The organism is Chelatococcus sp. KU-N122 (assembly GCF_055391085.1).
The window spans coordinates 8,584,868-8,598,129 of sequence record NZ_AP043981.1 but is presented as its reverse complement, the minus strand read 5'-3'; the positions used below and the strand labels follow the sequence as shown (position 1 = coordinate 8,598,129).

At 68.8% G+C, this 13,262-nt stretch carries 11 protein-coding genes; 7 read left to right on the top strand and 4 right to left on the bottom strand.

Annotated features, from left to right (window positions below):
* Positions 1 to 2 precede the first annotated feature (2 nt).
* A complete protein-coding gene (locus ACZ5PO_RS38670) occupies positions 3 to 485 on the bottom strand; it encodes a hypothetical protein (RefSeq protein WP_464188580.1) in 483 nt (160 codons plus the stop codon).
* Positions 486 to 584: 99 nt separating this feature from the next.
* On the opposite strand from ACZ5PO_RS38670, the gene ACZ5PO_RS38665 reads away from it, so the two are divergent.
* The 3 genes from ACZ5PO_RS38665 to ACZ5PO_RS38655 all read left to right on the top strand — a co-directional run bounded on the left by ACZ5PO_RS38665 (position 585) and on the right by ACZ5PO_RS38655 (position 3,391).
* Positions 585 to 1,817, top strand: coding sequence for a lytic murein transglycosylase (locus tag ACZ5PO_RS38665; protein WP_464188578.1), 1,233 nt, complete (start codon positions 585 to 587; stop codon positions 1,815 to 1,817).
* Positions 1,818 to 1,830: 13 nt separating this feature from the next.
* The gene (gene tam, locus ACZ5PO_RS38660; RefSeq protein ID WP_464188576.1) at positions 1,831 to 2,601 is read left to right on the top strand and encodes a trans-aconitate 2-methyltransferase; all 771 of its coding nucleotides are present in this window, start codon (positions 1,831 to 1,833) and stop codon (positions 2,599 to 2,601) included.
* A gap of 61 nt (positions 2,602 to 2,662) precedes the next feature.
* Positions 2,663 to 3,391, top strand: coding sequence for a DUF1345 domain-containing protein (locus tag ACZ5PO_RS38655; protein WP_464188574.1), 729 nt, complete (start codon positions 2,663 to 2,665; stop codon positions 3,389 to 3,391).
* 84 nt (positions 3,392 to 3,475) lie between these two features.
* Here the strand turns inward: ACZ5PO_RS38655 and ACZ5PO_RS38650 are convergent, their stop codons facing one another.
* A complete protein-coding gene (locus tag ACZ5PO_RS38650) occupies positions 3,476 to 4,204 on the bottom strand; it encodes an SGNH/GDSL hydrolase family protein (RefSeq protein WP_464188572.1) in 729 nt (242 codons plus the stop codon).
* 44 nt (positions 4,205 to 4,248) lie between these two features.
* Positions 4,249 to 5,403, bottom strand: a complete 1,155-nt coding sequence (locus ACZ5PO_RS38645; RefSeq protein WP_464188569.1) for an OpgC family protein — start codon at positions 5,401 to 5,403, stop codon at positions 4,249 to 4,251.
* A gap of 463 nt (positions 5,404 to 5,866) precedes the next feature.
* Between ACZ5PO_RS38645 and ACZ5PO_RS38640 the strand changes: the two genes are divergently transcribed.
* The 4 genes from ACZ5PO_RS38640 to metH all read left to right on the top strand — a co-directional run bounded on the left by ACZ5PO_RS38640 (position 5,867) and on the right by metH (position 12,781).
* Entirely contained in the window at positions 5,867 to 6,757 is an 891-nt protein-coding gene (locus ACZ5PO_RS38640; protein ID WP_464188567.1) for a DMT family transporter, read from the top strand.
* A 223-nt stretch (positions 6,758 to 6,980) separates the two neighbouring features.
* Positions 6,981 to 7,988: an ArsR/SmtB family transcription factor gene (locus tag ACZ5PO_RS38635; RefSeq protein WP_464188565.1), complete on the top strand. Its 1,008-nt coding sequence runs from the start codon at positions 6,981 to 6,983 to the stop codon at positions 7,986 to 7,988.
* Complete coding sequence (metF, locus tag ACZ5PO_RS38630) at positions 7,988 to 8,911, top strand: methylenetetrahydrofolate reductase [NAD(P)H] (RefSeq protein ID WP_464188563.1); 924 nt, start codon at positions 7,988 to 7,990, stop codon at positions 8,909 to 8,911. The genes ACZ5PO_RS38635 and metF overlap by 1 nt, the downstream gene beginning before the upstream one ends.
* A 111-nt stretch (positions 8,912 to 9,022) precedes the next feature.
* Positions 9,023 to 12,781 carry a methionine synthase gene (metH, locus tag ACZ5PO_RS38625; protein ID WP_464188561.1) on the top strand — a complete coding sequence of 1,253 codons (3,759 nt, stop codon included), beginning with the start codon at positions 9,023 to 9,025 and terminating at the stop codon, positions 12,779 to 12,781.
* Between the two features lie 26 nt (positions 12,782 to 12,807).
* Here the strand turns inward: metH and ACZ5PO_RS38620 are convergent, their stop codons facing one another.
* Complete coding sequence (locus ACZ5PO_RS38620) at positions 12,808 to 13,191, bottom strand: septal ring lytic transglycosylase RlpA family protein (protein ID WP_464197222.1); 384 nt, start codon at positions 13,189 to 13,191, stop codon at positions 12,808 to 12,810.
* Between the last annotated feature and the right edge of the window lie 71 nt (positions 13,192 to 13,262).

Below are 13,262 nucleotides of genomic sequence, written 5' to 3'. Positions count from 1 at the left end.
TGTCACTCGAGCACTCTCCAGTAGTCCGCCACGAAGCCGCGCGGGTCGACGGTGCGCACCGCGCCTTCGTTCCGGGGTGTGGTGCCGTCGCAACTCCATTTGAAGATCGTGTCGCGGCCGGTGACCGCGCTCGGGATCGAGGCGCTGCCCGGATGGGACTGGCAGAAGGCGGAGGAATCGGACGTCGCCATCACCTGGGTGTCGGCGCGGCCGCAATAGCGCTCGCCGCCCGGGACGCAGGCCACCACCTTGCCGGCCATGCAGCGCCAGATCGGCGACTTGCCGCCGCTCTCGGCAACGGCCTCGGCGCCGAAGGCAGCAGTCACCTTGCCCATCAGGCCCTGGGTCACGGGCCGGAACTCGTTGTCGGATCCGACGCGGCGGCAGAGCTTGGTCGGCGTTTCCGCGCGCACCAGCGAGGCGGCCATCAAGCCCGCCACCGCCAGGCCCAGCACCACGAGCCCGGCGAAAAAGATTCGGATCATGCTCTGCCCTGGCGCCCTGCCGCTACCCCCAACGTCCGTGATGGCGTACTTCAGACGCCCTGCGCAAGACAACGCCGCCGCGGCCGATTCGACCGCAACATGATCCGAGGTGCCGACGTGCGCATGACGTTTGCGATCGTATTTGTCCTGGCCCTGGGGACGGGGGCCTGGTGCCGGCCTGCCGCTGCGGCCGAGTTTCCGGATTTCATCGCCTCGCTCAGGCCGCAGGCGCAGGCGCTCGGCGTCTCCCCAGCCACCTTCGACACGGTGACCGCCGGCCTGACGCCGGATCTGTCGCTGCCCAACCTGGACCGGGGGCAGGGCGGCCCGACCAATGCCGGCCAGGCGGAGTTCACGGCCACGCCGGCCCAGTACCTGTCCGACAAGGCGATCGGCGGTGCCGCCGGCAAGGGGCGGGCGCTGTACGCCAGCCTGCGGCCGCAGCTCGCCGAGATCGAGCGCCGCTTCGGCGTGCCGGGGCCGATCGTGCTCGCCATCTTCGGTCGCGAGACGGGCTACGGCACGCAGGTCGGCAAGTACGACGCGGTCCGGACGCTGGCGACGCAGGCCTGGGCCGGGCGGCGGCGCGACGAGTACCGTGACGAGTTCCTGTACGCGCTGAAGCTGCTGCAGGACGGGGTCGTGTCCCGCGCCGCGCTGAAGAGCTCGTGGGCCGGCGCCGTCGGCATGACGCAGATGCTGCCGTCGCAGTACTACAAATATGCGGTCGATCTCGACGGGTCGGGCCGGCCCGATATCTGGCGCTCGATTCCCGATGCGCTCGCGTCCATCGCCAACCATCTCAAGGGTGAAGGCTGGCGTCCGGGCGAGCCGTGGGCGCTGGAGGTGGTGCCGCCGCGCGGCGTCGACTGCACGCTGGGCAACCCGGACCAGCCCCAGGGCTACGGCCAATGGCTCGCCGCCGGCTTCAGGCCGGTCGACGGCGACGGGGCCGCGCCCGGCTCCGCCAAATTCGCCCTGCTGCTGCCGGCCGGCCCGTACGGCCCCGGCTTTCTCATCGGCACCAACTATTTCGTGCTCAAGGCCTACAATTTCTCCGACCTCTACGTGCTGTACGTCGGGCATTTGGCCGACCGGATCGCTGGCGGGGGCAGCTTCGCCACGCCCTGGTCGCCGGTGACACAGCCGTCGGCGAGCGCGCTCGCCGCCATGCAACGCAAGCTCGCCGCACTCGGCGTCTATGCGGACAAGATCGACGGCAAGGCGGGCATGAAGACGCGGCTCGCCGTGGGCGCCTTCCAGAAGGCGCGCGGGCTTCCCGTCGATTGCTGGCCCAATGCGGCGACGCTGCGCCAGATCGCAGCCGAATAGGAGATGGCCCGCCATGGCGGATTGGAGTGCAAGCCAGTACCTGCTGTTTGCGGACGAGCGGACGCGGGCGGCACGCGACCTGCTGGCGCAGGTGCCGCCGGGGCCGCGGCTCAAGGTCATCGACCTCGGCTGCGGGCCTGGCAATTCGACCGAGCTGCTGGTCGAGCGCTTCCCCGAGGCCGAGGTCTCGGGCGTCGACAGCTCGCCCGACATGCTGCGGCAGGCGCGCAAGCAACTGCCGGCACTGCGTTTCGAGGCGGCGGACCTCACCACCTACGCGCCGCCGCCCGGGACCGATCTGCTGTTCGCCAACGCCGTCTTCCAATGGGTGCCGGACCACCTCGAGGTGCTGGCCCGGCTGCTCGACGCGCTTCCGCCGGACGGCGTGCTGGCCGTGCAGATGCCCGACAACCTGGCCGAGCCGTCGCACCGGCTGATGCGCGAGATCGCAGCGGCGCAGCCGTTCGCCGACAAGCTCGCCGGGGCGATCGCCCTGCGTGACCGGCTGGCGTCTCCGAACGTCGTCTACGACCGGCTGAAGCCGCACTGCAGCCGCGTCGACGTCTGGCACACGATCTACAATTTCGTTCTGGCCGGGCCTGATGCGGTCGTCGAATGGGTCAAGGGCACGGGGCTGCGCCCCTTCCTGGCGCCCCTCGACGACCACGAGCGCGAGACCTACTTGGCGGCCTACCGGGCCGCCGTCGCCGGCGCCTATCCACTCCAAACGGACGGCAAGCTGCTGCTCAGGTTCCCGCGCTTCTTCCTGGTGGCGGTGAAATGAGCCCGGCCGCGGTTGCTCCGCGGCGTCGCGGCCGCAAGGCGGCCGCGCGGGACGACGATCGATGAAGGTGCCGAAGCCCGGCGGCCGCGACGGACGGCGGCCGGTCGGTGCCTCCCATGTGGGCCAGGCGCCGCGCCCGCGCCCCCTATGGCTGCGGGTGCTGCGGGCGCGTATCCGCACGAGCATCGCCTTTACCGTGATGGTGGCGACGTTCCTGGTCACGGCCGGGCTGTTCGACCTGCTCGCCACGCGTATCCTGGTGGCGTGGAATGCGGGGGCCATCCTCTGGCTCGTCCTCGCCTTCCAGATGATGGCCAGCTCCAACGTCAGCCGCATGCGTCATCGCGCCGTGGAGCAGGACGAGGGGGCGGCCGTCATCCTCATCGTCTGTTGCGCGGCTGCCGTCGCCAGCATCGTCGCCATCGGCTTCGTGCTGAGCGGTGTCAAGGACAAGACGCCCGATGCGCGCGCGCTGGCGCTGGCGCTGGCCGGGTGCACGATCCTGAGCTCTTGGTTCTTCATGCACACAGCGTTCACGCTGCACTACGCGCATGAGTACTACAACGATGACAGCCAGGTCGGCCTCACGTTTCCCGGCGTGAACGCGCGGCCGGACTACTGGGACTTCGCCTATTTCGCCGTCAACCTCGGCGCGGCCAGCCAGACATCGGATGTGCAGATCACGTCGGCGCGGATCCGCCGGGTGGTGCTCGCCCACAGCGTGCTGGCGTTCTTCTTCAACACGACGATTCTGGCCTTCGCCATCAACGTCGCCGCCGGGCTGCTTTAAGTCGTTGTTTTGAGCATGATCTTGCCCAAAGACCGGTGTCCACTTTTTGGGATCATGCTCTGACCGGCAGGGTGGCGAGCCAGCCTATATGGCGCCCGACGTGTGCATCTGCGTGAACGAGGCTCTGACGATTTCGTCGGCCAGGATCCGCGCCATGCAGGCGTGGCCGCGATCGCTCATGTGGAAGCCGTCACCGGACAGCATCGCCTTGAGCGTCTCGGACGATTCCTCGCCCCATTCCTTCATGAGAGCGTAGCGCCCGAAGACGCAGGCTCGCTTCTTCATCCCCGCATCCTTGACGATCTGCACGAAGCGCTCATAGCGGGCCTTGCGGCGCAGCGACGGGAAGAACTGCTGATCGAGCAGGATCAGATCGGCGCCGGCCGCCGTGCTGGCGGCGATGCCGCGCTCGACCAGCGAGCGGAAATCGTCCTCGCGCACGTCCGAAAGGGCATCGTTGGTGCCGACCTGCCAGATCACCAGATCGGGCTTGGACGCGGCGACCTCGCGCTCGAGCCGGGTGATGGTCTGCACCGCAGTCTCGCCGCCGACGCCCGAAACGGTGATGACGACGTCGACATTGGGCAATCGGCGCTCGATTTCCGCTTCCAGCCGTGCCGGATAGGCGGCGGTCGGCGACGAGGTGCCGACGCCCGCGGTGGTCGATGAGCCGATGGCGAGGATGGAGAGCTTGCCGCCGGCGGCGAGCCGCTCGGCGGTGCGGGTCAGGTCGCCGGTGGTGGCCAGCGCCGGCCGGGCCGCGACGCACTCGGGCGCGACGAGTTTCGGCGATGTCGTCTTGGGGAGAGACATATCCGGGGCCGTCAATTGAGGCAGGCCCGACGAAGCGGGCCTGTTCAAGCCTTGCTCGTCGGCCCATGACGGGGCGACGGCCACACAGGTGAGGGCCGCCGCGGCGACGAGCGCCGATCGGACGAAGGCGAGGCTGCCGACCATTCCAGGATGCTCGCGAGGGCTATCAGCCCCAGAATTCCCGTGAGCACGAATATCACACCGACCAGCGGTGAGTCATCGGAAATGGCGAGCAGGATCTGGCCGAGCGCGCTGGCCAGCGATCCGGCCGCGAACACGCCGAGGCCGTTGCGGCCGAGCAGCGTGAGCTTGTCCGCTCCGGGGAGCCGCAGCATCGCATTGCCGAGCCGCAGCTGGGACACCAGGTAGGCCAGCGCCAGGAAGTGGATGAGCCGGGTGAGGCCGAGGTCGGTCTTCGTCAGGTCGAGATAGTGGCGGGCCGCGTCGTAGAGACCGGGCGACTGGCCGAGCGCGTTCGTCACCACGGCGAAGCTCGCCCACACCACGACCAGCGCTCCGATGAATGCGGTGCGCGAATAGGGTATCGGGCGGGAGCGCCACTCGATGCCGCAGACCAGGCCGATGGTGAAGATCAGCTGCCAGGAGAACGGGTCGAAGAACCACCGCCCCTGGATCGGCCAGGTCGGGAGGGCGAAGTCGAACCAGCGCGAGGCCAGGTAGAGCAGGGCCGATGCCGCTAGCGCCAGCAGGGTGTGGATGCGCGCCGCCAGCAGCAGCAGCGGCGCCATCAGCATCAGCGCCACGTAGAGTGGCAGGATGTTGAAATAGCCGAGCTGGTGGCTCATCAGCGCCAGCCCGACGAGGGCGCGCACCGGCTCCGTGAAGCTGATGTCGCGGCCGTGGTCGACCACGAGCGACGGGATGCGCGTCGCCAGGAAAGCCTGGCCGAACAGCACGAGGGCCGCGAGCGTGATGAGGATGTGCACGCTGTAGAGCTTGACCGCCCTTTGCAGGCAGCGCCGCGCGGCACCCAGAAGATCCCCTGCGACGACCTTGGGAAAATAGGCGTAGGACACCGCGAGGCCCGAGACGAACACGAACGCCTCGGCCGAATCGGAAAAGCCGTAATTGCGCAGCGTCAGGTGCTCGAGCGGATTACCGGGGATGTGGTTGATGAAGATCATGACGAGGACAAGGCCCCGCCACAGATCGATGGTTTCGACGCGTTGACCCGGCATGCGATTCCTCGCAACAGGCAGCGCCCCCACCCCCGCTTCGTCTAGGGGAACGCCGATCGTTGTGCAATGCCAGAGAATTAGCCCGTTAGGGTTAGGCAATCGTGAACACGAGCGTTGTCAGATAGTTCGGCCAAATTGCCGCACATCGGGGCGGCTATGCGCGTGGCGCATGCGGCCCCGATGGGGGGCACTCGATGTTTGCGATGCACAACTGTCAGGATTCTGCTCTACAGTCAGCCAGTCCCCGAACATGGGCCGACGATTGACCTGACCGGATGCATGTCCCGCCGCGGCGGACCTGCGGCTCGGCCGGGATCGACGGCGAGTCCGCAATTCACATCGCCTCGGCTCCATGCTGAGGGGGCCGCGGCTTTCGAGCCGCAGATTGTTCGGATTCGAAGTGGCTGCGCGCGGGAGCCCGCGGCCACGGGTTTCGGGTCCATCCCTCTGGCTGGCGAGACGTATGCGTTCCCGGGACTTTCTGCTGTTCGTGGCCATCTGCGTGGCTTGGGCCTTCAGCACGGTGGTCAGCAAGGTCGTCGTATCCGACCTCCAGGTCCCGCCGCTGTTCTACGCGACCGTCCGTTTCGCCCTGGTCGGCCTGATCTGCCTGCCCTGGCTGTGGCCCATGCCCAAGCCGTGGTGGCGCACCATCGCGGTGGCGTTGTGCATGGGCGCCGGCAGCTTCGGCCTGGTGTTCAAGGGGCTCGAGACGGCCACGCCCTCGGCAACCGCCATCGTCACCCAGCTCGGCGTGCCCATGACGACCATCCTCTCGGTCATCGTGCTCGGCGAACGGATCGGCTGGCGCCGCCGCTTCGGCATCGCGCTGGCGTTCCTCGGCACCATGCTGGTGATGTGGGATCCAAACGGCGTCTCGGCCACGGTCGGGCTGATCTACGTGGCGGCCTCGGCACTGGCGGCCTCCGTCGGCGCCATCCTGATGAAGCAGATGCACGGGGTGCGGCCGCTGCAGTTCCAGGCCTGGGTCGGCGTCGCCAGCTTCGTCCCCATGGCGCTGACCTCGGCCCTGCTGGAGCAGGATCCGATCGCGCGCGGCATTGCCGGCGGCTGGGTGTTCGTGTTCGCGGTGCTGTTCGCCGCCATCGTCGTGTCCGTCTTCGCCCACACCGCCTATTACGGGCTGATCCATCGCTACGAGGCCAATCTGGTGGCGCCACTGACGCTGATGACGCCGCTGATCACCATCGCGCTCGGCATCATCATCACCGGGGACCGGCTCGACCTGCGCACAGTCGCGGGCACCGGCATCGCCCTCGTCGGCGTGCTGATCATCGCCGTGCGGCGCAACCGCATGCTGCCGCTCACCCACCTGCTGCGCGAACGGCAGTAGCGTCGGGCCAAGCCGGCCGCCCCGGCGGCTCCATTGTCTCGAAACGGTGGATGGACCGGGTCAGCCCGGCCATGACGATGTCCGAAGGTCGAGGTCGTTCCCCCTTCATATGGTTATGGTCGGGCTTTGCCGCGGCGCTCCATCCGCCCCCGAAATCGCTTGCCGCCGCTCTGCGAACGATATAAACATATCTTTATATCGTTACATGGAGCGCCCGGATCCGATGAAGCCGCCGTCCCCCACTCGGTTCGAGCCGTTGCTCGAGGCGCTCAAGGCGGCTGGCGAGGAGACGCGGCTGCGCATCCTGGCGCTGCTCGCCGCCGGCGAATTCAACGTCTCCGATCTCACCGAGACACTGGGCCAGTCGCAGCCCCGCATCTCCCGCCACCTCAAGCTGCTCACCGAGGCGGGCCTGGTCGAGCGCCATCGCGAGGGGGCATGGGCCTTCTTCCGGCTGGCCGACGGCCCGGGCGCCCCGCAACTGCTGCGGACGGTCCTGGCGGCGCTCGACCGGAGCGATCCGCTGCTCGCCAGCGATCAGGAGCGGCTGGCCCAGGTGCGGGCCGAACGGTCGCGGGCGGCGGAGAGCTTCTTCGCCAGGCTGGCGCCGGATTGGGACCGCCTGCGGTCGCTGCACGTGTCCGAGGCGGCGGTCGAGGCGGCCATCCTGGACATTATCGGCGACCGGCCGGTCCAGGCGCTGCTCGATCTCGGCACCGGCACCGGGCGCATGCTGCAGCTCCTGGCGCCGCTGGCGGACCGGGCGGTCGGCGTGGATGCCAGCCCCGCCATGCTCGCCGTGGCGCGCGCCAAGCTGGAGACGGCCGGCCTCGCCCGCGTCGAGCTGCGCCAGGGCGATATCCACGCGCTGCCGGTCGAGCGCGGCGGCTTCGATCTCGTGGTGCTGCACCAGGTGCTGCACTTCCTCGACGATCCGGTCCGCGCCTTGCGCGAGGCGGCGGCAGCGCTGGTCCCCGGCGGCCGGCTGCTGGTGGTCGACTTCGCGCCGCACGAGCATGAGTTCCTGCGCGAACAGCATCAGCATCGCCGACTGGGCTTCGGCCACGAGCAGCTGGAGGCCTGGTTCGACGAGGCCGGGCTCGACCTGCGGGCTCAGCGGGACCTCGCCACCGGCGACGAGGCGCATCTGACGGTGACCCTCTCGCTCGGGCGGGACCGGCGGATCACCGGCGACTGGCCCATGCGGGCCCAACAATCGGAGGTGGCGTGATGACGAGCCATGGCTTTCGGCCGAGCCGCGACGGTGCGCGGTTGCCCAGCGTCTCGTTCGAGTTCTTTCCGCCCAAGACAGCGGCCATGGAGGAGACGCTCTGGGCCTCGATCCGCCGTCTCGAGCCGCTCGGGCCGCACTTCGTCTCGGTGACCTACGGCGCCGGCGGCTCGACCCGGGAGCGCACCCACGCCACCGTCAAGCGGTTGGTGGAGGAGACGAGCCTGAGGCCCGCCGCGCACCTGACCTGCGTGTCGGCGACCTGCGCGGAGGTCGACGAGGTCGTGCGCGACTACTGGGCTGCCGGCGTGCGCCACATCGTGGCGCTGCGGGGCGATGCGCCGGAGGGGGTCGGTGCCGCCTACCGGCCGCACCCGGAGGGCTACCAGTCGTCGCCCGATCTGGTCGCGGCGATCAAGACGATCGGCGATTTCGAGGTCAGCGTCTCGGCCTATCCCGAAAAGCATCCGGAGAGCAGCAGCATCGATGCCGACATCGACATGCTCAAGCGCAAGGTCGATGCCGGCGCCACCCGCGCGGTGACGCAGTTCTTCTTCGACAACGATCTCTATTTCCGTTTCCTCGACCGGGTGCGGGCCCGAGGCATCGCCATCCCGATCGTACCAGGCATCCTGCCGGTGCAGAACTTCAAGCAGGCGGCAGGCTTTGCCGCGCGCGCCGGCGCTTCGGTGCCGGCCTGGCTCGCCCATCGCTTCGAGGGGCTCGACGACGACGTCGAGACCCGTCGTCTCATCGCCTCGGCGATCGCCGCCGAGCAGGCGTTCGACCTGGTCGACCGCGGCATCACCGATCTCCATTTCTACACGATGAACCGTGCCGACCTGGTCTACGCGGTCTGCCACCTGCTGGGGCTCAGGGCGCCCCAGGGGGCCGCGCCGACGGCGGCGCAGGCGGCGGCGTAGAGCCGCGCGGCGGGTGGCCCGGTCGCGCCCGGCCATCCGGCACATGCCCCGGCCATCCTGACTTGGCCACCCTGATTTGGTCCGACAACTCCGGCACACGGGACGCTCATCATGACGGATCTTCCGGCCATCACGCCCGCCGACGGCAACGACGTCCGGGCTGCGCTCACGGCGGCAGCGCGCGAGCGCATCCTGGTGCTCGACGGCGCCATGGGCACGATGATCCAGAGCCTGAAGTTCTCCGAGCAGGACTTCCGCCGCGAGCGCTTCGAGGATCATTCCAAGGATCTGCGCGGCAACAACGACCTGCTGATCCTGACCCAGCCGGATGCGATCCGCGACATCCACCTGCAATACTTCCTGGCCGGCGCCGACATCGTCGAGACCAACACCTTCTCCGGCACGTCCATCGCCCAGGCCGACTATGGGCTGGAGCCGATCGTCTACGAGCTCAACCGCGAGGGCGCACGGCTGGCGCGGGAGGCGGCCGAGCTCGCCCGCCGCCAGGACGGCCGGCGCCGCTTCGTCGCCGGCGCCATCGGGCCGACCAACCGGACGCTCTCGATCTCGCCCGACGTCAACAATCCGGGCTTCCGGGCCGTCACCTTCGACGAGGTGCGCGAGGCCTACGCCGAGCAGGTGCGCGGCCTGATCGACGGCGGCTCCGAGATCATCCTGATCGAGACCATCTTCGATACGCTCAACGCCAAGGCGGCGGTGGTCGCCACGCAGACGGTGTTCGCCGAGCGCGGCGTCGCATTGCCGATCATGATCTCCGGCACCATCACCGATTTGTCCGGGCGCACCCTGTCGGGGCAGACGCCGACCGCGTTCTGGCATTCGCTGCGCCACGCCAGGCCCTTCTCCATCGGGCTCAACTGCGCGCTGGGCGCCCGCGAGATGCGCGCCCACATCCAGGAGATCGGTAAGGTCGCCGACACCTTCGTCTGCGCCTATCCCAACGCCGGGCTGCCCAACGAATTCGGCCTCTATGACGAGAGCCCGGAGGCCATGGGCGCGCTGGTCGGCGAGTTCGCGGCGGCGGGGCTGGTCAACGTCGCCGGCGGCTGCTGCGGCACCACACCCGGCCACATCCGCGCCATCGCCGAGGCAGTGGCGGGCAAGGCCCCGCGCGCCCTGCCGGAGATTGCGCCGCTGCTGCGGCTCTCCGGGCTGGAGCCGTTTGTGCTCACGCCGGACATCCCGTTCGTCAACATCGGCGAGCGCACCAACGTCACGGGATCGGCCCGGTTTCGCAAGCTGATCACCGCCGGCGACTACGCGGCGGCGCTCGACGTGGCGCGCGACCAGGTGGCGAACGGCGCCCAGGTGATCGACGTCAACATGGACGAGGGCCTGCTCGACTCCAAGAAGGCGATGGTCGACTTTCTCAACCTCGTCGCCGCCGAGCCCGATATCGCCCGGGTGCCGGTCATGGTCGACAGCTCCAAGTTCGAGGTCATCGAGGCCGGCCTCAAGTGCCTGCAGGGCAAGGGCATCGTCAATTCCATCTCGCTCAAGGAAGGCGAGGCCAAGTTCCTGGCCGAGGCGCGCATCGTGCGCGCCTATGGAGCGGCGGTGGTGGTCATGGCGTTCGACGAGAAGGGCCAGGCGGATACCCAGGCGCGCAAGGTCGAGATCTGCACCCGCGCCTACAAGCTGCTGACCGGGACGCTCGACTTCCCGCCTGAGGACATCATCTTCGATCCCAACATCTTCGCGGTGGCGACGGGCATCGAGGAGCACAACAACTACGGCGTCGACTTCATCGAGGCGACGCGCGAGATCCGCGCCACCCTGCCGCACGCCCATGTCTCCGGCGGCGTCTCGAACTTCTCGTTCTCGTTCCGCGGCAACGAGCCGGTGCGCGAGGCGATGCACGCCGTGTTCCTCTACCACACCATCAAGGCCGGCATGGACATGGGCATCGTCAATGCGGGCCAGCTCGCCCTCTACGACGAGATCGATCCGGCGCTGCGCGAGGCCTGCGAGGACGTGGTGCTGAACCGGCGCGAGGACGGCACCGAGCGGCTGATGGAGGCGGCGGAAAAGTTCAAGGGCGGCGCCGGCAAGCAGGCACGCGAGGCTGACCTGACCTGGCGTACCTGGCCGGTCGAGAAGCGGCTCGAGCATGCCCTGGTCAACGGCATCACCGAGTACATCGAGGCCGACACCGAAGCGGCGCGCACGACCGTCGAGCGGCCGCTGCACGTCATCGAGGGGCCGCTGATGGCCGGCATGAGCGTCGTGGGCGATCTGTTCGGCTCCGGCAAGATGTTCCTGCCGCAGGTGGTGAAGTCGGCCCGCGTGATGAAGCAGGCGGTCGCCTATCTGATGCCGTTCATGGAGGCCGAGAAGCAGGCGGGCGGCGAAGGCGCCGGCCGGCGGGCGGCCGGCAAGGTGCTGATGGCGACCGTCAAGGGCGACGTGCACGATATCGGCAAGAACATCGTCGGCGTCGTCCTGGCCTGCAACAATTACGACGTCATCGACCTCGGCGTCATGGTGCCGGCGCACAAGATCCTGGAGACAGCGCGCCAGGAGAAGGTCGACATCATCGGCCTGTCGGGGCTGATCACGCCGTCACTCGACGAGATGGTCAACGTGGCGAGCGAGATGGAGCGGGAGGGCTTCGACATCCCGCTGCTGATCGGCGGGGCCACCACCAGCCGCGTGCACACGGCGGTGAAGATCCATCCCAACTATTCCAAGGGGCAGACGGTGTACGTCACCGACGCCAGCCGCGCCGTCGGCGTGGTGTCGAGCCTGCTCTCCAAGGAGCAGGTCGGCTCCTACGTGGAGGGCGTCAAGGCCGAATACGCCAAGGTTGCCGGCGCCCACGCCCGGGCCGAGGCCGACAAGCAGCGGCTGCCGCTCGCCAAGGCGCGGGCCAACGCCTTCAAGATCGATTGGGATGCCTACGCGCCGCCCAAGCCGAGCTTCCTCGGCACCCGGGTCTTCGGCAGCTATGACGTGGCCGAGCTCGTCAAGTACATCGACTGGACGCCGTTCTTCCAGACCTGGGAGCTCAAGGGCCGCTTCCCGGCGCTCTTGGAGGACGAGAAGCAGGGCGCCGTCGCTCGCCAGCTCTACGACGATGCGCAGGCGATGCTGAAGCAGATCATCGACGGGCGCTGGTTCAACCCCAAGGCGGTGATCGGCTTCTGGCCGGCCAACGCGGTCGGCGACGACATCAGGCTGTTCACCGGCGAGAGCCGCGGCGAGGAGCTCGCCACCTTCTTCACCTTGCGCCAGCAGCTCAGCAAGCGCGACGGCCGGCCCAACCTGGCGCTGGCCGATTTCGTCGCGCCGCTGGAGACCGGCAAGGCGGACTACGTCGGCGGCTTCGTCGTCACCGCCGGCGCGCAGGAAGACCGCATCTCCAAGCGCTTCGCCGGGGCCAACGACGACTACGCCTCGATCATGGTCAAGGCGCTGGCCGACCGTATTGCGGAAGCCTTCGCCGAGCGCATGCACCAGCGCGTGCGCCAGGAGCTCTGGGGCTATGCGGCCGACGAGGCGATCTCCAACGACCAGCTGATCGACGAGGCCTACCGCGGCATCCGCCCGGCGCCCGGCTATCCGGCGCAGCCCGACCATACGGAAAAGGCGACGCTGTTCGGGTTGCTCGCGGCCGAGAGCCGTATCGGCGTCAAGCTCACAGAGAGCTTCGCCATGTGGCCGGGCTCGTCCGTGTCGGGGCTCTACCTCGCCCACCCGGACGCCCATTACTTCGGCGTCGCCAAGGTGGAGCGCGACCAGGTGGAGGACTACGCCCGCCGCAAGGGCATGCCCATCGCCGAGGTGGAGCGGTGGCTGGGGCCGGTGCTCAACTACGAGCCGTCCGCCTATGCGCAGGAAGCGGCATAAGCGGCGGTCTGGAGGGGAGTTCGGCCTTACTCGGCCGCGGCGTGGGTCAACGGTACCAGCGAGACCGGAGCGGTGCCGCCCATGCCGAGGGCCCGGGCGGAGCCGCTGGAGAGGTCGATGACGCGGCCATGCCCGAAGGGGCCACGGTCATTGATGCGCACGACGACGGAACGTCCGCTGCGCTCGTTGGTCACCCGCACCCGCGTGCCGAAGGGCAGGGTGCGGTGGGCCGCCGTCATGGCGCCCGCGTTGAACCGCTCGCCGCTGGCCGTGCGCCGGCCATGGAAGCCCGGGCCGTAGTAGCTGGCCAGGCCGCGCTGGGCGCCATGGACGCGGCCCTGCTTATGGGCCGCAAGTGCCGCTGATGTGGTCGTCCCGGCGATGAGCAGGGTGGCGAAGGCGAGCGCCATCCGTCGGTGAGTCAATGAACCATCCTTCGTTGTTGAGGGAGCCGCGCATGAAAAGGCTGGAGATGGCGAGA